The sequence below is a fragment of the Mitsuaria chitosanitabida ATCC BAA-476 = NBRC 102408 genome (assembly GCF_001598255.1).
Lineage (GTDB): Bacteria > Pseudomonadota > Gammaproteobacteria > Burkholderiales > Burkholderiaceae_C > Roseateles > Roseateles chitosanitabidus.
In genome coordinates this window covers 45,074-63,229 of record NZ_BCYP01000007.1, presented here as the reverse complement: position 1 = coordinate 63,229, position 18,156 = coordinate 45,074, and the positions used below count along the sequence as shown (strand labels likewise).

Below are 18,156 nucleotides of genomic sequence, written 5' to 3'. Positions count from 1 at the left end.
ACTCGGCTCTCGTAAAGGGCCTCCGCTTGAGCGACCTCGGAATCACATTGCCGCAGCCAATCAGGGGCGCAATATGGGCGAGCAGACTCGACGGGAATGTGGTCCAACTCCGCTTCAATTGCGGTGAACAGGAACAGGTCTTCGTCCTGCTCATCGTGTGACAAAGAATGAGTCGAAGGCCGTCGGCAGTCGCGAAAGCGGAACGGCTGAAGCTGTAGCCGCTGAAGGCGCTCGCACGTCGATAGACCCCACGCGTGTTTCAACGTCGTACTCACCAAGCGCTTGATCGAGGAGCAGGATTGCAATGCCCGCGTAGGTCTTGCGGGAGGCCAGGGTGTAGCCGGGAATCACGACCGTCAGGCCTACCTTCTGACCGTCGCGTTCGAGCATTACGGAAATAGAGCTTGCCTTGACCGAGACACCGCCGTACTGCAAGTCGAATGGGTCGCGACGTGGTCGAAATTTGATGAACGTCCACTTCGGTAGCGATGGAGCCGCAGCGAACAAGGCCTCGACTTTGGGAAAGGCGTCGCGAATTCCGTCTGCGCTGATGACGAACTCACGCCTGCCGCCGTCCTTCGGACCAAACTCGAAGGTCAGGTTGGGGTCAACCTTGTGCATCTCCGCTGCCAATCGGTCGAAGGTCCGTTCCTGATCGCGCTCGAAGTCAAAGAGAGCGGGTTGGTTCTTCTGAAACCAACTCCAGAAATCTGTTTCCGGCGTTGCGTTGGAACGGTTCGAAAACAAGCCAAGAACCGACATCAGCGTGATGACTACGATGCGATGGAGCTTCATGGGTCTTGCGCGTTGTGTGCGGGGTGCTAACGACTTCTGACCTGCATTGGAGCATGTGCACCTAGGAGCGGGCTGGTGAAATTCCCTTGCGTTGGCGACGTCCGCTCCCAGCTTGAAACCGCGGCAGCATCGCAGCGGAAGCGGACGTCGGCCCAACATCCGGCGTACGACCGTAGCCGGCTGGAAGCAGCGCGACTACCTGGCTGCGTCGAGGCGACTGAGCTACGATTTCTCGGTCAAGGTTCGATAGGACTGCACAATGGGACTCGCCTTCTTGCCTTGGGAGAAGCTCCCCGCATACGTGCTTGGGCCTCTGCTTTTCTTGCTGTTCAGCTACCTGCTATGGAGCGATGACCATCGGACGTTTGGTCACACAGCTTTGGAGATCGGCGGCATCATCTTTGCCGTCTACATCGTCTGGCGACGCTACCGCACGGGCAAAGAGTTGTTCGCCGAGGAGAAGCGTGAGGGTCAGAATACATAGGGCATGGATGCTCGATGGCCGCTTCCAGCCTGAAGCCGTGGCAGCAACGCAGCGGCAGCGGACGTCAAGCGTCATGTATCCGATGCCAGATGCTTCTGAGGAGATCACTGGCGTGCCCATAAGAGAGGCGGTAAGTACCACTGGCAACGGTCTAGAGTCGAGGGCAGCATGGTGCAGCGATCCCTGCTCCAGCTTCCATGAAACAAATCTTCCTTGTGCTTCTGCTACTCGGCGCGGGCGCTCAAGTGCTCGCAGGTAGCGAGCCGGCGTACTTCGTGTATGACGGGAATCCGATCGCAGCCAAGTACAGCGCGGGCCAGGTGATCCAACTCCCATCCGTGACGGTCTGGGACCTCGATCAGATCCAGCAGTTGGAGGCCGTATCGGCTCTCAAAAGGGCGTCTCGTCTGAGCGCATTGACGAAGTCGCCCCGACTCCAACCCGCGACACTCTCTCCGCCGCGGCTGCCCGAGTACGGCGTCACGATGTTTGAGACTTCGCTTGAAGCGTCCGCCGAAGCATCCGATAAGCGTTCGCCAGCGCTGATCTGGTCCGGTGCGACGTTGTTCCGAGAAGTGGCGTTCGACCTGCCCGGCATCGGCGCCGATCAGTCGCGCCAGCTGGTCGCCAGATCTCGGCGTGAGGTCGAGCCTTCTTTGGACTTCAGGGCCTATCCGCCGGTGGGACGAAGACTTCAGCTGGAGGCGCCAGCCCTCGTCCGTGACTACGGACGGACCTCGGAAGCGCCCCACCTGGCCTTCATCGACATCACCTGGCGCATGAAGGATCTCCCCGATGCACTCGCCAATCGCGGCATTGATTCGACGCAGCCTTACCTGCGCGTCGAGTACGTCATTGACACACGTTCGAACCGACCCGTCTTCGTCAACGTGTCGAATGTTGGCGGTCAAATGGATCGCGAGATGCGCTTGTTCAAGGAGGAGCGAGGTCCGCTGCTGATGGCAGTGGAGATCTCTTGCAGCGATGGTAGTGGTGCGTTGCTTCTCGACCTGGAGCACGACTCCTATGGAACCGGGCGTAAGGGCGATGTCCCATCCAATTGGGAGTGCTATCCGGCGCACTGATTTCACGCCGAAGGATGCGCTGCGGAGCGCTCCCCCAGCCTACGTCCTTCGTGCGGCCTACTCCCTTCCATGGGGCGAGCGCATCTCAGCCCGTCGCACGGGGATGCCAGCGACGCGTCGGACGTCATCCCTCCCTGATCCAGCAGTTCAAAGGCCTCGGGTCCATCGTCGAACTGGCAGGCTGGATCAACAGAACTCTGGCGGATTCCGACCGGGCCGCTGAATCGAGCGCCGCTCCCGCTCAAACCTTGGTAGGGGTTGGACAAACCTACCTCCGATGGTGAGGTCGCGTCGAACTTGGTTTCATACGTCAACTCCTCTGACGGGCAACCATGATCCGCAAGAACCCATCCGCTGACGCGGCCTCGATGCCCAGTTCGCCTGCGAATCGCGCATCTCTGTCGACGCTCTACCTGTGCCGCGGCCTGCTCGCGCTGTTGTGGGCGGTCGCCTTCGCCCCGGTACACGCGACCTTGGGCCCCGCCGCGACGGCATTGCTCGTGAGCTATCCGCTGATCGACGCCGTCTCATCGCTGCTCGACTACCGCGCACTGAAGCGCGATGCGGAGCGCCGCATCACCGCCTTCAATGCGGCTCTGAGCACTCTCGCTGCGATCGCCACGGGCTCGGCGTCAGCCTACGGCCCCGCCGCCGTGCTCGCCGTCTTCGGCGCCTGGGCGGCCATCGCCGGTGCGGCGCAGTTCGCGCTGGGCATTCGCAGGCGTGGCCAGGAACTCGGTCAACAGTGGCCGATGCTCATCTCCGGTGGCCTGTCCTGTCTCGTCGGCATCGCGTACTGCATCCAGGCCACAGGGCCCATGCCGTCCCTGGCCGTGCTGTCGGTCTATGCGACCGGAGGCGGTGGATTCTTCGTCATCCAGGCGGGACTGCTGGCATGGCGCTCGCGCCGTCAGCGCTGATCCCGACCCCTCGCTCGTTGATCGCCGAACTGCCGACTTGTCTGCAGAACCCTTTCAGTACCCCATTCGTCTCCACGTCGGAGCAATCAAAGGACTCCCCATGCACAAGCAACCCGTCTCGACATCCGATGCACCGACTGCCATCGGTATCTACTCTCAAGCAGTTCGAGCTGGCAGCACCCTCTGGCTATCGGGCCAACTCCCATTGGATCCGCGGACCAACAGGATGGTCGACGGCGATGCCGAGTCGCAGATCCGGCAGGTCTTCGAGAACCTCCGCGCGGTCGTCACGGCAGCGGGCGCGACGTTCGACGACGTCGTGAAGGTCAATGTCTACCTGACCGACCTTGCCCATTCCGCGCTGCTCAACAGCGTCATGTCGGCGTACTTCCAGAAGCCTTACCCCGCACGCGGCACGGTCGGCGTGGCGGCACTCGCTGGCGGGGCGCTGGTCGAGGTCGAGTGCGTCGTCGCGCTGTGAGGCGCCGGATCCAGTTCAAGAGGAACACACCATGACGAGAACCGTTGCTGATCAGTTCGTGGACACCCTTCGGGCTGCTGGCGTCCAGCGCATCTTCGGCGTTGTCGGGGACAGCCTGAACGGGCTGACCGATGCCGTCCGCCGTCGAGGCGACATCGAATGGGTGCCCGTCAGGCACGAGGAGGTGGCCGCCTTCGCCGCCGGGGCGGAAGCACACCTGACGGGATCGCTCGCCGTTTGTGCCGGCAGCTGCGGGCCGGGCAACCTGCATCTGATCAATGGACTGTTCGATTGCCATCGCTCCGGCGTGCCAGTGCTTGCCATCGCCGCTCATATTCCTTCAGCGGAAATCGGCACAGGCTATTTCCAGGAGACTCACCCACAGACGCTCTTCCAGGAGTGCAGCCACTACTGCGAATTGGTCTCCGACCCCGACCAGATGCCTCGGACCCTGGAGATCGCGATACGCGAGGCCGTGAGCAAGCGGGGGGTCTCCGTCGTGACGATCCCGGGCAATGTCGCGCTGCTTCCGGCCACCGACGCACCCACGGCGCAGACGTCGAGCCTGCTGCCGGCGGCGCCCTTGGTGACGCCCGCCGCGGACGAGTTGGTCAAGCTCGCGGAGATGCTGAACAGCGGTCGGCGGATCACGGTGCTGTGCGGCTCCGGATGCCAGGGTGCCCACGACCAACTCATCTCTGTCTGCGAGCGATTGAACGCGCCCGTGGTGCATGCGCTCCGGGGCAAGGAACACGTCGAATGGGACAACCCCTACGACGTCGGCATGACGGGATTGATCGGCTTCTCGTCGGGCTACTACGCCATGCTCGATTGCGATGTCCTGCTGATGCTGGGGACCGATTTCCCCTACCGGCAGTTCTACCCCCGCGAGGCGGGGGTGCGCATCGCCCAGGTGGACATCAGAGCGGCGCACATTGGACGTCGTGCACCGGTCGACCTCGGCATCGTGGGAGACGTCCGAGCGACGCTGGAGGCCTTGCTGCCGCTACTTCAGCAGCATTCCGACGCCGACCACCTGACGCGGGCGCGCGAGCATTACCGGAAGGCTCGCCAGGGTCTCGACGATCTCGCGGCACCTGGTCGACGGGGCATCCACCCACAGCAGATTGCCAAGGCGCTCAGCGACCAGGCCGCCGACGATGCGGTCTTCACCTGCGACGTCGGCCTGCCGACCGTGTGGGCCGCTCGATATCTCGCCATGAACGGCAAGCGCCGATTGATCGGCTCGTTCTGGCACGGGTCGATGGCGAACGCGATGCCACACGCGATCGGCGCGCAAGTCGCATTTCCCGGCAGACAGGTGATCTCGCTGTCCGGCGATGGCGGGTTCACGATGCTGATGGGGGACTTCCTGACCCTCGCCCAATTGGGCCTGCCTGTGAAGGTGGTGGTCTTCAACAACTCGGCCCTGGGATTCATCGAGCTGGAGCAGAAGTCGACCGGCACGCTCAACGTCGGTACGGAACTGAAAAACCCGTCCTTTGCAGCCATGGCGGAGGCGGCCGGCGTGCGCGGAATCCGGCTCGAGCATCCCGACGAGGTGGACCGAGGCATCGCGGAAGCGTTGGCACACGATGGGCCTGTCCTTGTCGATGCGGTCGTGAACCGAAGCGAGCTTGCGATGCCTCCCGCCATCACGCTCGAGATGGCCAAGGGCTTTTCGCTCTACATGCTCCGGGCCGTGATGAATGGCCACGCGGACGAAGTCATCGAGCTCGCACGCTCGAACCTGTGGCGCTGAACTGCGGAAGTGAAATGAAAAGAGATGTTGAAAGCACGCCCATGGAGGCAACCGGGGACGCTGCGCGAATCACGCAGGCAGCGTCTGAACTCTGGCGGCTTCCCGCGACGGAGCTTGCGCAGTTGGTGCGGCTCCGCAAGGTCTCCGCTCGGGAAGCTGCGGCGGATGCACTGAAGCGACTGGACGAAGTCAATCCGCGGATCAACGCGGTGGTGGCGCATCGCCCCGAACGGGTGCTCGCACAGGCCGATGAGGTGGATCGCAGGATCGGACGCGGCGAGGATGTGGGGCCATTGGCCGGCGTTCCGGTGACGGTCAAGATCAATGTCGACATGGCGGGCTTCCCGACGACGAACGGGACCCACCTTCAGAAGGACTTCGTCGCCAAGGAGAACAGTCCCGCGGTCGAGAACCTGGTACGTGCTGGCGCGGTGCTCCTGGGGCGTAGCAACGCGCCGACCTTCGCGCTGCGCTGGTTCACGAGCAATTCGCTCGACGGCGCCACCCGCAATCCGCGCAGTTCCGCGCTGACCCCTGGCGGCTCGTCGGGCGGTGGTGCCGCCGCCGTCACCGCCGGCATCGGACATCTCGCCGTCGGCACGGACATCGGCGGATCGCTGCGCTATCCGGCCTACGCCTGCGGCATCCATGGTTTGCGGCCCACGCTCGGGCGGGTGCCCGCCTACAACGCCTCCTCTCCCGAGCGCCCCATCGGCCCCCAGATGATGTCGTCCACGGGACTGATGGCCCGAACCATCGACGACCTTCGGATCGGCCTCGCGGCCATGGCGGCGGCTGATCTGCGCGATCCCTGGTGGGTGCCGGCGCCCCTGGAGGGGCCCGAGACGCCACGGGTTGCGGCGATGTGCCTTCGCCCCGGGGGCATGGAGATTGACGAGCACGTCGAGGCGGCCATGCTGGACGCGGCACGACGCCTCTCTGACGCCGGGTGGAGCGTGACGGAGATCGACGATGTGCCGCTCATGCGAGAGGCGGCTGACGTGCAGATGCAACTGTGGCTTGGCGACGGCTTCGCCAACCTCGTCGATGCCGCTCGGCGCGACGGCGATGCAGCCGCACTCGCCGTGGTCGATGCGGTCAGGGGCATGGCCGAGGCACTGCCTGGCGACGTCGTCAGCCGCGCATTGGTGTTGCGCACCACCGTGCAACGGGCTTGGCGACGGTTCTTCACCGAATATCCGGTACTGCTCCTGCCGGTCTCTGGCGAATTGCCTTTCCAGGACGGACTCGATCTACAGGGACAGGCGGGATTCGAGCGCGTATGGCGAGCTCAGCTTCCCATGAGAGCGCCGCCGGCACTGGGCCTGCCTGGGCTTGCGGTCTCCACCGGCCTTGTCGGCTCGGTACCCGTCGGCGTGCAGATTCTCGCCAGTCACTACCGGGAAGATCTGTGCCTCCTGGCCGGCAAGGCCATCGAGGCTCGCGGGACGCCTGTCTCTCCCATTGATCCGATCGTCTGAGCGAGGGCCATCGATTCGTGGGCCACTGCCGGCTGGCGCTGGGGGATCTTGCCCACCCTGCCTGTTGGCATTGGCCACGTCCGCAGAACTTGTCTGCCCCACCCCACTGGTCATGGACCAGCAAGACGCCCGGTCGATGATGTGCAACGGGGTGGAGCAACAGGCCTTGCAGGGCGGGCTTGAACCCGGGCCGGCTGTATTATTTTGCGGATGGCAGATCGCGCGTGGATAGTCGATTCGATAGGTGCAACGGCGTTTAGTCGGCTGGCAAACGGTTTGACTGGCTCTGCTCTTCAATCGCTGCTGCTTGAAGTGATGCATGCACGAGCCGAGGCGCGAAGCGCGTGCGAACTGGTCGATCAGTATGGCCGCGACCCCTTTTGCGCACCGTCGGCGATTGACCTCCGTGCAATGCTTGCCATCGACGTTCAATTGCTGGAGGCCGCCGAGCGCTTCGAGGCGGTCGAACTGTCACCGGTGGCTCCCATGGGGGCCTGTTCGGTTGTTGGCCCCTCTCATCAGAACCGCGTCCTGTCAGCGTTGCGATCGACCGAGGTCGTATCGGACCCGACGAATGTTCTCGCGTTGGAGTGCTCGCTGCGAATGCGGGCATCCTCGGCGGCTGATGTTCACCTGGCCACAAGCCACCGCGTCCTACGAGCCCAACCCTTTCCGAGGCAGCCAGGATACGCCCAGCACTTTCGTCTGTTTGCCCTCGCAAGCGGGGGCGTTGAACGCAAGGATCACGCGTTCACGGTCGAGGCAGTCGTGCTGCATGTGCGCACGATGCTTGCGGGTTTGCTTCGGCTCGAACAGTTGGGCTACTCACTGCACCGGCCTCGCGTGGAGGTGCTCGTGTCGGCGGAGAAGCGGCAACTCGGGTCCCGGATTGCTGACATCCTGAGCGCCGACTTGCAGCCTCTAGAGCATCCTTATTACTCGGGCGGACTTCGCTATCGGATATGGGTGCAGGCGTCCGACGGAGGAGAGCTTCCGCTGGCCGATGGTGGAGTCTTCGACTGGCTTGGCCAACTCTCCTCCAATCGCCGCGCCGTCTTCATCGGAAGCGGACTGGGTTCGCAATTGATTGCGCTGCGCTTTGCGCGCCAGTCGCCGGGCTGAGAGAGGCTCGCGCGATGCAGCGATCTGACCCCAGGTCGTCTTTCATCGAGGGCTGCTACGGGTGGCAATCGATCGGCCGCCCAATCTGGCCTGCGGCTCTGCAGCGGAAGCGGAAGCAGACATTCAAGCTATCCTCCAATCTCCCATTTGGAATGGACTCTCCAACCTTTATGACCGCTTCTGCGCCAATGACGATCCGCTGCGGCGAACACGAGGAACGAATAGCCGCCGTGGTTTGCGGTCACATGCTGCGTGGCGAGCCGGCGCCAGCCGGATTCGTCGAAAACTCCAGCGACCCTAGCGACCTTCAGGCTTGGTGTTCCGCGTGTGAAGAAGTCTGGTTGCGCGAAGGCGAGATGACGGACGCGTTCCGAGATTTCAACCGCATGACTGTCGTTTGTACTGCTTGCTACTCCGAAGCAAAGGCTCGTCATTCATTGCCTTGAGCGGGCGGGCGCTTAGCCGAACTTCCGCTTCCAGCCTGAGGCCGCGGCGGCCTCCCGCGGGAGCGGACATACTCGGGCCATGCACTTCATCGACCACCTGCGGCTGATTGCTGTGTCCGCGACCGTCTGCGCGTCTGTGGGAGGTCTTCTCGCGTGGATTTCTGGCCTGCCGTTCTGGGCCGCAGCGCTGATCGTCGGCGTTGCCATGCTGGCAAACGGGCTTATCGCCGAAATCGAGGATGGTTCACCGGGCGGATTCAATGATCCAAAGGATGGCCGCGAAACGACCCATCCTGAAAAGTAGAAGTCACGCGTTCAGCGTGATGGCGCAGCCGCGTTGCAGCGATAGCGGACGTCGCTTGCCGACTAGGTCTTCGGTGGGAGCATGCCAAACTCCGCCGCCAGCTCACCAAGTAGACCTTCAACGGCTGGCGGCAGTTCCACGCTAGCCGGTATACCGGCCAGGCACGCAGACAGCGCAAGCTCCCACTCACCGTGTGTAGCTAGCGCACGGCAGTTGATGGCGGTGGCGGCGGGAAGGAACTGCACGACTTGCTCAAACCCGAGGTTGAAACGCTCTTGTGGGAAGTAGTCTGGTGCTTCGGCGAACCTTGCTACGACACGCAGTGATGCAAGAGAGCGAATGAGTTGTCGAGCGGCTGCCGCAGACTCCACGTCGACAGTTGGAGACTTGCGCTCAAGCAGCGCGTCGGTTGCGGCCTTGGCGACCGACAAGGGCAAGCCGCAATAGTCTTGAAGCGTTCGCGTGCAAGATACCTTCTGCATGCCGGGAAGCCACCGGACGAGTTCAATTTTCTGCATCTCTGAAATCAATCGCGTGATACGCGATTCCTTGCGATCCCGTCGAGCATTGGAGCATGCGCAATCTGGCTTGAACGTAAGCGGCCAGGCAACTCAGGTTGACGGCAACTGCTTTGCCTCAGACGCGCGCGACCACACGCAAGCCGGCTCCGGCTAGAAGCGCTGCAGGCTCCAATAGATTTCGGTCTCCGTGTCGCACATGAAGCCTTCCACTGCGCGGTTCTGGGCAAGACGGCTTACGGTGAGCGCGGAGGAGCAAAAGATGGTGAAGTGACTGTCCCAGTGGGCAGTCCAGAGGTTTGCCTTATCCGGCGTGAACACACTTCCACGGATGAGGGTGGACTTTGCACTTGCTGGCTTGAGGTCGTCGATCCGGTGGAGCTTGCGCTCAGTGCCGAATTCATCACCAACCCAAACCCAGTCCTCGGCAAGCGACTGAAGGAATGACAGAACCGGCTCCTGTACCAACTCTGGAAACACGCCCTCAACCGGAGGGAGCAAGTCATTCTGCTGCAGGGCAGTGCTCAATGTGTCGGCAAGCTCCTTGTTGGCGTAGCCTGTCTTTAGACCGCCAATCATTGTCCTCAGCGCAACGTCGACTGACGCAATCGACGGGAATCCGCATAGGTCACGCACCTCCGACCATCGGACTGCTTCATAGCTCTTGCAGATTTCATCCGCGTTCAGTTCATCCAAGCCGCCATCCGCCGGCACATGCGCGGCCGACTTGGGCCGCATGAACGGGCTCAGGACTACGAAGGCGGCTTCGAAGGCCCCGCCGTAGAACGGCAAGATACGCCCATCTAGTGGACAAACCGCGTAGGGGTCAGGGGCTGGAAGCACGCGTTGGTTCATGATCCAAGTCTAGGTGGCAACCTCAGCTGTCCTAGCGCACGGCTGCCTTGAAAGGCCCCCACGCTACAGCGAAACCGCACTCTCATGTCTCGTGCGCGTGTTACCAAGCCTCGCCGATGTCCTCAAGACCACGGAGGAATGATTCGAAGTCCGGCGCCACAAGTGTGATGGCGTAATCGAGCTCTTGGTCGACATGAACAACGCTCGGCTTACCTTGTGATCCGCAGGCGCGGTAGTCGAGGCACAGCATGTCATGCCCGGCTGAGGGGCAGTCCGCAAAGTAGATGCCAATGTCCGGGTAGCCCCATTCTTCGACCCAGAAGCGACTGCCTCGCTCCCCGCAAAGCGAATACGGCTTGTCGTAACCAATCGAGAATATTCCCGTGATGGCGATGTGGTCCTCGGCCCATGACGTCCGAGTCTTGGTTCGATGCGAGGTTCGAACCGGCATCCCACCGTTTTGCGACATCGCGAGCGAGACGTAGGCATCCGGCAGTCGATACCCGAGGCGCGCCTCAACTTCTGCCACCAGCCCAGGTGTGCAAGGCGGGCCGACATATTCGCGCTTGGCGTAATCAGAATTCCTCCAGAACGAGTTCATGTCGAGTCCGGTCAGTGTTCGGATTGTGCGTACGCTGGCAGGTGGACGGAGATTGGTCGCTGGAGAATGGCCAACTGTCCATGCGTCAGCGAAAACTCACCAGGGTGTAGTCCTCGTTGAAATGGAACAGTCTCCTGTTCGGCGCAGTCAGGTCTTCGCGTTCTACGGCCACCAGTCCTCCTGCTGTATTCGCCTCCATCAAGAGAAGCTCGACTTCATGCGGAGTGGCTTTCTCTTCGTCCTCGCCGTCATCGGTGACCTCTTGCTGCCGCTCCCATTCGAGCAGCGGCACCCACTTCTGAAAATGGGCGGTCGGCGTAAAGGATGCCGTGATCCATGGCGTTTCGTACGAGAGGAACGTCAGGTGGCCCAGCACGGTTGATCCGACGATCAAGTCCCAAACTCGCACGGCGCCGGGAGGAGATTCTGCGTCGCGGCGCCTTGAGCCCCATGAAGCGAGGGAACGGATTGCGCTGAACAGTTTCATGGGCATAGGTTACTGGCGGGCGGAGCCCCGGGGGCGACACGCGCAGACCACCTCACTGCACCCACCCTCAAACCACCGCCGCCGGCGCCCCCATCCGCGCATTGCGCATCAAGCGGGCCGCGAACATCGTGATCGACGCGCCCCACGGCGTGTAGCGCGGCAGCTGGAACGGGTCCGCGCCGCGGCGCGCCACGCCCGCGGAGGTGCTCACCGCCGCCTCGAAGCCCAGTTCCTTGAGCATCGCCGCGTGTCCGGCGTCGTAGTCCCGCACCGGCCGTCCGTTGGGATAGGCGAAGCTGCGGATCGGCCGATCGAGCAGCGCCGCCAGGTGATCGCGTCCCCGCGCCACCTGCGCCCGCGCGCCTTCCGGCGTCAGCGTCGTCAGCACCGTGTGGTCCACCGTGTGGCCACCGATCTCATGACCCGCGTCGGCCAGCTGGCGCAGTTGCGCGTCGGTCAGCATCAGGTCGTCCGGCAGCGCGCCGACCGGCACCGCCGCCAGCATCCGCCGCACCTGCGCGTCGCGCTCGTCCGGCGCCAGGTACTTGAGCTGCACCTGCAGCGCGGTGATCGCCTGCAGGCGCTCCTGCACCGTCGCCACCGGATGACGTCCCATGCCGACGGCGCTCAGGTCCAGCACCGGGCCCGGCGCGAGGCGCACGAACTCGATCACCGTGTCGCTGAACATGCGGCCACCATTGAGGTAGCCGGTCGCCACGAACACCGTCGCCTTCGCGTCGTGACGCGCCAGGATGGGATGCGCCACGGTCCAGTTGTCCGCGTAGCCGTCGTCGAAAGTGATGCACGCCGCCCGCCGGGGCAGGCGCCCTTCGCGCAGCGCGGCCGCGGCGTCGCTCACGGTCATCAGCTCGAAGTGCCGGGCCAGGAAGGTCAGCTGGGACTCGAACAGCGCCGCGTCGATCTCGCCCGGCCGCAGCGGGTCGGGCGTGGGCAGCACGCGGTGGTAGATCAGGATGCTCAGCGCGGGCGCGCCGCCCGGCCAGCCCAGCAGGCTCAGCGACGCCAGCATCACGTGCCTCCCCAGTACGGCGAATGCACGTCCCGCGGCAGGGTGCCCGCGGCCTTGGCGGCCTTGACGCGCTCGGTCATGTCGCGCGCCACGATGCGGTCCACCACCACCACGATCAGCACGAGGTAGTACGGTAGGTCGAAATACACCAGGCTCAGGAAGGCGCCGCCGGTCGCGTAGCCGATCAGCCCCACCTGGCACATGGCCGCGAGGTCCCGCGCCCACTGCAGCTCCGGCACCGCCTTGCTGCGCTCGATCGCGGCCGAGGCCCGCTTCCAGGTCAGCACGAAGATGCCCACGAAGAGGAACAGCCCCATGAAGCCGTGCTCGCCCAGCGCCTGGAAATAGATGCTGTGGGCCGTCAGCACGACGGAGGGATCGGGCGCGTACTTCGCGAAGGCCGCCGGGCCCGCCACGGTGAAGCCGCCGCCGAAGGGGAACAGGTCCAGCGCCATGCGCCATGCCGTGTGCCACGCGTTGATGCGCCCCAGCGCCGATGCGTCCTGGTCGTAGGTCTTGATGGTGCTCATGCGGTCGGACCAGCTGTCCGGCATGAACACGAAGATCAGCGGCAGCGCCACCAGCACCACCAGCGCCAGCGGCAGCTTGTTGCGGCTCTTGAGCCACATGAAGAAGGACATCGCGATGATGGCCAGGAAGGCGCCGCGCGACTGCGATCCCACCGCCGAGGCCATGCACAGCAGCATCGCCCCGCTGGCCAGGTGCCGCTGCCAGCGCTTGGTCGTCTGCAGCTGCAGGTAGCGGATCAGGGGCACCGTCATGATGGTGGCCAGCGCCAGCGAGTTGTTGTCCTCGATGAAGGAGCCCTCCGGGCCCCACACCCGCGCCGCGCCGCCGGTCAGCACGGTGAACACGCCGCCCTTGATGCCGTAGTAGGCGATCGACACCACCAGCACCATCACCAGCCAGTCCAGGTCGCGCCGCCGCTTGATGACCAGCAGGGCCGCCAACACCATCAGCAGCACCTTGAAGGCGCGCGACCAGTAGTTGAACTCCTTCTCCGGATAGAAGGAGAACAGCATCGGCGACACGCCGATCCACAGGATCCAGATGGACAGCAGGATGGTCACCCCGCTGGTGGGGAACTTCTCCAGCTTGTCGCGGTGGATCAGCATGCTCAGGAACAGCGCCAGCGCGATCACCATCGACCACGGCGCGTCGTGCGCGAAGCCGTAGGCCAGCCGGTGCGGGTTCATCACGCCCATCCACACCCAGCCCAGCACGCCCCACACCGGGTCGCGGAAGGTCTTGTAGATCAGGGCCAGGAACAGGCCCAGGATGATGAGGTCACGCATGGCGCAGCTCCGGCGACCGACGCGCGGCCAGGATGCGGTGGAACAGGTCGAGCTGGCCCTGCGTCGTCGCGTCCCAGCTGAAACGCTCGGCATAGCGGCGCGTCTCGGCGCGGTCGCGCGGCGACGCGCGCAGGCGGCGCACCGCCTCGGCCACGCCGGCCGCGGTGCGCTCGGGCATCAGCTCGCCGGCCTCGGGGCTGGCCACCACCTCGGGCGTGCCCCACACATTGGAGGCGGCCACCGGCGTGCCGCAGGCCATCGCCTCCAGCAGTACGTTGGCCCAGCCCTCGCGGCTGGAGGCCAGCACCAGCGCGTCCACGCCGGCATAGACCTCGCGCAGCCGCGCCTGCGGCACCGCGCCCAGGAAGCGCACCCGCGCGGTCACGCCCAGCGACTCCGCCAGGCGGCGCAGCGCGCCCTCCTCCGGGCCGGCGCCGGCGATCAGCAGATCGACGTCGGGCAGCTCGGCCAGCGCGCCGATGACCAGCTCGTGGCCCTTGCGCTCGATCAGGTGGCCGACCGAGGCCAGCGTGAAGCGGCCCGGCGCGAGCTGCAGCGCGGAGCGCGCCTCGTCGCGGCGGGCCGGATTGAAGAGCTTCAGGTCCACGCCGTTGCGCAGCGCGGTGACCTTGGACGCGTCCGCGCCCAGCGCGACCAGCTCGTCCTTGAGCGCCTCGCAGACGGTGATCATCGCGTCGGCCTGCTCGGCGGCGCGCAGGATCAGCTTGCGGGGGAACGAATATTCGGGGATCAGGTTGATGTCGGTGCCGCGCGCGGTGATCACCAGCGGCTTGTTCAGCGCCTTGGCGACGAAGGCCGCGGCCACGCCATCCGGATAGAAGTAGTGCGCGTCGATGAGGTCGAAGTCGTACCCCTGCGCCTGCAGCCGCCTGGCGGCGCGCAGGAAGCTCCAGGCCAGCGTGTAGGGCGCGCTGCTCATGCCGACCTTGGGCAGGCGCACGAAGCGCGGATGCTCGACCTCCAGGCCGTTGCGCGACTCGCGCGCCGGCGTGGCGGCGAACCGGGCGTACTCACCGAAGCGCTCGCCCTTGAGCGGGAACCAGGGCACCGGCGCGATCACGCGCGACTGCGCCTGGCCCGAGGCGATCAGGTGACGCAGGCGCGTCTCCACGAAGATGCCGTGGCTGGGCATCTGCGAGCTCGGGTACAGCGTCGAGAAGGTCAGCAGCTTGAGCACGCTCAGACCCTCGCGTCGGTGGACGTGGTCCGATCAGCCGGGCCGGCCCTGCCGGACGGCCCCGCCGGGTCGTGCGCGCCGTGCGGGCCCTGCGGATCGCGTGGCGCATGCGTCAGGCTGGCCCCCGCCACGCCGCGCCCGGCGCGCAGCGACTGGCCCAGCGCCACGACGCGCGCGGCGTTGCCGTGCCAGGTCAGCTGCAGGCGGCCGATGGTCGCGCGGGCGCCCTGCCCCAGCCGCTCGCGCAGCGCGGCGTCCGACGCCAGGCGCGCCAGGCGCGTCTCCAGCGCGCCAGACTCGGTCGGATCGAAGAGCAGCGCGTTGACGTCGTCGTCCAGCACTTCCTCGATGTTGGGCGTGCTCGGCGCGACGATGGCCTTGCCCAGCGCCAGGTACTCGAAGAGCTTCAACGGGGAGGCATAGGCCACCACCGCCGGTTGCAGCGCAATGTCGAAGGCGGCGACGTGGCGCGGCACCTCGTCGCGCGAGACCACGCCGGTGAAGCGCACCCGCTCGCCCAGCGCGAGCTCCGCGGCCAGGCGCTCGAGGTTGGCGCGCTCGGGGCCGTCGCCGACCACCAGCAGCCGCGCGTTCGCGGGCGCCGCAGCCGTGGCCATCCAGCGGATGACCTTGTCCATGCCGTGCCAGTCGCGCACGAAGCCGGTGAAGCCCAGCACCAGCGCATCGTCCCAGCCCAGCGCGCGCTTGGCCTCGGCCGGCGACGGCGCCGCGTCGAAGTGTTCCTCGTTGATGCCGTTGGGAATGACGACCATGCGCTCCTGCGGCACGCCGCGCGCGGCGATCATCGACCCGAGCACCCGCGTCACCGGCAGCACCGCGTCGGCGCCGCGCCAGACCGTGTCCTCGGCCCAGCGCGCGACGCGCGGCAGCGCCAGACCGCCGAACTTGGCGCGCTCGTCGACCAGCGGCGCGTTGACCTCCAGCAGCAGCGGCAGCCCGGTGCGGCGCTTGAGCATCAGCCCGCTGAGCAGGTAGAGGTTGTAGCGCTCGTAGATCAGGTCGGGCTGGAACTCGCGCGCGGCGGCGGCCAGGCGGCGATAGGCCACCAGCGAATAGGCCAGCTCCAGCAGCTCGTAGACGAACTTGGGCAGCTTGGCGCGCAGGCGATGCACCCAGCCGGCGTCGTCGCCCATCCTGGCCTTCTCTTCCGGCGCGGACTCGCCGCCCGGCGCGACGACGCGCACCTCGTGACCGAGCGCGCGCAGCGACCCGATCATCTCTTCGATGTGGACCGCCTGGCCGTCCTTGGACGCGGTGCGGTGGTGGTAGAGGATCTTCATGCGGTGCTTGAGCGGGACCTGATCACTGCGGCGCCCGATCAGGCGGCCTCGCGCATCGACGACGCGCCCATCACGTTGCGCAGGAAGGCGTCGTACATCAGCAGCGTCCACAGCGGCGTGCTGTGATCGCGGCTGCCGTTCTCGTGCTGCTCGACCATCGCGCCCACGGTCTTGAGGTCGAACATGCCGGAGTCGGCCAGCGGGCCGCCCAGCAGGGCGCCGCGCACGCGCTGGCGCAGCGGACCGCGGAACCAGCGCGACAGCGGCACGGCGAAGCCCATCTTGGGCCGGTACAGCACGTCGTTGGGCAGGTGCGGCTCCAGCGTCTTCTTGAACAGGTACTTGCCCTCGCCGCCGCGCAGCTTCAGGTGGGAGGGCAGCGTGGCCAGCCACTCGACCAGCGGATGGTCCATCAGCGGCTCCCGCACTTCCAGCGAATGCGCCATCGATGCGCGGTCCACCTTGGTGTTGATGTCGCCGACCAGGTAGGTCTGCAGGTCGATGTACTGGATCAGCGCCAGCGGATCGTCGGTGCCCGCGCGCTCGGCGTGCTGCAGGAACAGGTCACGCGCGTTGTAGCCGCCGAGCTCCGACTTGAAGCGCGCGCTGTACAGCGGCATGCGCTCGTTGTCGCGGATCACGGACATGGTGTGGAAGTAGGCCTCCACCGAGTTGCGCGCCAGGGCCTGGAAGGTCGTCTTCGCGCGGAACACGCGCGGCGCCCAGTCGGCCTTGGGATAGAGCTTGCCCAGCGTGCCGAACAGCGGCTTGCGCAGCCCCAGCGGCAGGCTGGCGCGCATGCGCTCCTCCATCATGTGCAGCTTGTAGCGGCGGTAGCCGCCGAAGCTCTCGTCGCCGCCGTCGCCGGACAGCGCGACCGTCACATGCTTGCGCGCGAGCTGGCAGACGCGATAGGTCGGGATGGCGGAGCTGTCGGCATAGGGCTCGTCGTAGAGCCGCGCCAGCGTGTCGATCAGGTCGAAGTCGTCGCTCTGGACCATCTCGACGTGGTGGTCCGTCTGGTAGCGGTCCGCGACCATCTGCGCGAACTCGGACTCGTTGTACTGCGGGTCGTCGAAGGACATCGAGCAGGTCTTGACCGGCCCGTTGGTCTCCCCGGCCATCATCGCGACCACGGCGCTGGAGTCCACGCCGCCCGACAGGAAGGCGCCCAGCGGCACTTCCGAGATCAGGCGCAGCTTGACCGCCTCGCGCAGACGGCGCGTGAGCTCCTCCTGCGCCTGGACCTCGTCGATCTTGTTGTCGGTCGTGAAGTTGACGTCCCAGTAGCGGCGCGGCTGGCCCAGGCGCTGATCGCCGCGCTTGATCACCAGCGTATGCGCCGGCGGCAGCTTCAGCGCCTGGCGGAAGATGGTGCGCGGCTCGGCCACGTAGCCCAGCGCGAAGTACTCCTCCACCGCCTGCGGCACGATGTCGCGCTTCAGGCCGGGATGCGCGAGCAGCGCCTTGAGCTCGGACCCGAACACCAGCGTGCCGTCGTCCAGCAGCGCATAGAACATGGGCTTCACGCCCAGCCGGTCGCGCGCCATGAAGAGCTGGTCGCGCGCCTTGTCCCAGATGACGAAGGCGAACATGCCGCGCAGCTTCTGCACGCAGTCCTCGCCCCAGGCCGACCAGGCGTGGACGATGACCTCGGTGTCGCTCTTGGTCTGGAACTGGTAGCCCAGCGCGGTCAGCTCGGCCGTCAGCGCCTGGTAGTTGTAGATCTCGCCGTTGAAGACGATGCCCACCGAGTGGTCCGCGTTGAACAGCGGCTGCTGGCCGGTGGCGATGTCGATGATGGACAGCCGCCGGTGGCCGAAGGCCAGTCCGGGCTGCAGGTGGATGGAGCCCTCGTCGGGGCCGCGGTGGTGCAGCGCGTCGTTGATGCGATGCATCAGGGCGCCGTCGAAGTCACGCTTCCCCCGGGTGTCGAAGAGTCCGCTGATTCCGCACATGGTCGTGTTCCC

Annotated in this window: 18 protein-coding genes; 8 read left to right on the top strand and 10 right to left on the bottom strand. The window is 65.5% G+C overall.

Going from position 1 to position 18,156, the window contains the following annotated elements; all coding sequences use genetic code 11:
• Nucleotides 1-150: 150 nt before the first annotated feature.
• Nucleotides 151-795, bottom strand: coding sequence for a hypothetical protein (locus MCHT01_RS05055; RefSeq protein ID WP_067063227.1), 645 nt, complete (start codon nucleotides 793-795; stop codon nucleotides 151-153).
• A 259-nt stretch (nucleotides 796-1,054) separates the two neighbouring features.
• Between MCHT01_RS05055 and MCHT01_RS05050 the strand changes: the two genes are divergently transcribed.
• From MCHT01_RS05050 to MCHT01_RS26005, 8 genes are all read left to right on the top strand, one after another.
• A complete protein-coding gene (locus MCHT01_RS05050) occupies nucleotides 1,055-1,279 on the top strand; it encodes a hypothetical protein (RefSeq protein WP_067063225.1) in 225 nt (74 codons plus the stop codon).
• 197 nt (nucleotides 1,280-1,476) lie between these two features.
• On the top strand, nucleotides 1,477-2,364 hold the full coding sequence (locus MCHT01_RS05045) for a hypothetical protein (RefSeq protein WP_067063222.1): 888 nt from the start codon (nucleotides 1,477-1,479) through the stop codon (nucleotides 2,362-2,364).
• 332 nt (nucleotides 2,365-2,696) lie between these two features.
• On the top strand, nucleotides 2,697-3,284 hold the full coding sequence (locus MCHT01_RS05040; protein ID WP_148661393.1) for a DUF308 domain-containing protein: 588 nt from the start codon (nucleotides 2,697-2,699) through the stop codon (nucleotides 3,282-3,284).
• Nucleotides 3,285-3,384: 100 nt separating this feature from the next.
• Nucleotides 3,385-3,765 carry a Rid family detoxifying hydrolase gene (locus MCHT01_RS05035; protein WP_067063217.1) on the top strand — a complete coding sequence of 127 codons (381 nt, stop codon included), beginning with the start codon at nucleotides 3,385-3,387 and terminating at the stop codon, nucleotides 3,763-3,765.
• Between the two features lie 31 nt (nucleotides 3,766-3,796).
• On the top strand, nucleotides 3,797-5,527 hold the full coding sequence (poxB, locus tag MCHT01_RS05030) for a ubiquinone-dependent pyruvate dehydrogenase (protein ID WP_067063214.1): 1,731 nt from the start codon (nucleotides 3,797-3,799) through the stop codon (nucleotides 5,525-5,527).
• A 41-nt stretch (nucleotides 5,528-5,568) separates the two neighbouring features.
• Nucleotides 5,569-7,008, top strand: coding sequence for an amidase family protein (locus MCHT01_RS05025; protein WP_067063211.1), 1,440 nt, complete (start codon nucleotides 5,569-5,571; stop codon nucleotides 7,006-7,008).
• 411 nt (nucleotides 7,009-7,419) lie between these two features.
• Nucleotides 7,420-8,130 (top strand): hypothetical protein, encoded by a 711-nt coding sequence (locus tag MCHT01_RS05020; protein ID WP_067063209.1) that lies wholly within the window; start codon nucleotides 7,420-7,422, stop codon nucleotides 8,128-8,130.
• A 525-nt stretch (nucleotides 8,131-8,655) separates the two neighbouring features.
• Nucleotides 8,656-8,880, top strand: a complete 225-nt coding sequence (locus MCHT01_RS26005) for a hypothetical protein (protein ID WP_148661392.1) — start codon at nucleotides 8,656-8,658, stop codon at nucleotides 8,878-8,880.
• A 62-nt stretch (nucleotides 8,881-8,942) separates the two neighbouring features.
• Here MCHT01_RS26005 and MCHT01_RS26000 read toward each other — a convergent pair whose 3' ends face one another.
• The 9 genes from MCHT01_RS26000 to MCHT01_RS04980 all read right to left on the bottom strand — a co-directional run bounded on the left by MCHT01_RS26000 (nucleotide 8,943) and on the right by MCHT01_RS04980 (nucleotide 18,144).
• Entirely contained in the window at nucleotides 8,943-9,398 is a 456-nt protein-coding gene (locus MCHT01_RS26000; RefSeq protein WP_148661391.1) for a hypothetical protein, read from the bottom strand.
• A 153-nt stretch (nucleotides 9,399-9,551) separates the two neighbouring features.
• Nucleotides 9,552-10,253: a DUF2711 family protein gene (locus MCHT01_RS25435; RefSeq protein WP_084451911.1), complete on the bottom strand. Its 702-nt coding sequence runs from the start codon at nucleotides 10,251-10,253 to the stop codon at nucleotides 9,552-9,554.
• Nucleotides 10,254-10,353: 100 nt separating this feature from the next.
• On the bottom strand, nucleotides 10,354-10,854 hold the full coding sequence (locus tag MCHT01_RS05010) for an SMI1/KNR4 family protein (protein WP_067063203.1): 501 nt from the start codon (nucleotides 10,852-10,854) through the stop codon (nucleotides 10,354-10,356).
• Nucleotides 10,855-10,939: 85 nt separating this feature from the next.
• Nucleotides 10,940-11,341 (bottom strand): hypothetical protein, encoded by a 402-nt coding sequence (locus MCHT01_RS05005; protein ID WP_148661390.1) that lies wholly within the window; start codon nucleotides 11,339-11,341, stop codon nucleotides 10,940-10,942.
• Nucleotides 11,342-11,408: 67 nt separating this feature from the next.
• The gene (locus MCHT01_RS05000; protein WP_245643165.1) at nucleotides 11,409-12,371 is read right to left on the bottom strand and encodes a polysaccharide deacetylase family protein; all 963 of its coding nucleotides are present in this window, start codon (nucleotides 12,369-12,371) and stop codon (nucleotides 11,409-11,411) included.
• Nucleotides 12,371-13,687, bottom strand: a complete 1,317-nt coding sequence (locus tag MCHT01_RS04995) for a putative O-glycosylation ligase, exosortase A system-associated (RefSeq protein ID WP_067063195.1) — start codon at nucleotides 13,685-13,687, stop codon at nucleotides 12,371-12,373. The genes MCHT01_RS05000 and MCHT01_RS04995 overlap by 1 nt, the downstream gene beginning before the upstream one ends.
• A complete protein-coding gene (locus MCHT01_RS04990) occupies nucleotides 13,680-14,840 on the bottom strand; it encodes a glycosyltransferase family 4 protein (RefSeq protein ID WP_067063398.1) in 1,161 nt (386 codons plus the stop codon). Before MCHT01_RS04990 ends, MCHT01_RS04995 begins: the two co-directional genes overlap by 8 nt.
• Before the next feature lie 47 nt (nucleotides 14,841-14,887).
• Complete coding sequence (locus MCHT01_RS04985; protein ID WP_084451907.1) at nucleotides 14,888-16,186, bottom strand: glycosyltransferase family 4 protein; 1,299 nt, start codon at nucleotides 16,184-16,186, stop codon at nucleotides 14,888-14,890.
• A gap of 38 nt (nucleotides 16,187-16,224) precedes the next feature.
• Nucleotides 16,225-18,144, bottom strand: a complete 1,920-nt coding sequence (locus MCHT01_RS04980) for an XrtA/PEP-CTERM system amidotransferase (RefSeq protein ID WP_067063192.1) — start codon at nucleotides 18,142-18,144, stop codon at nucleotides 16,225-16,227.
• Nucleotides 18,145-18,156: the final 12 nt, after the last annotated feature.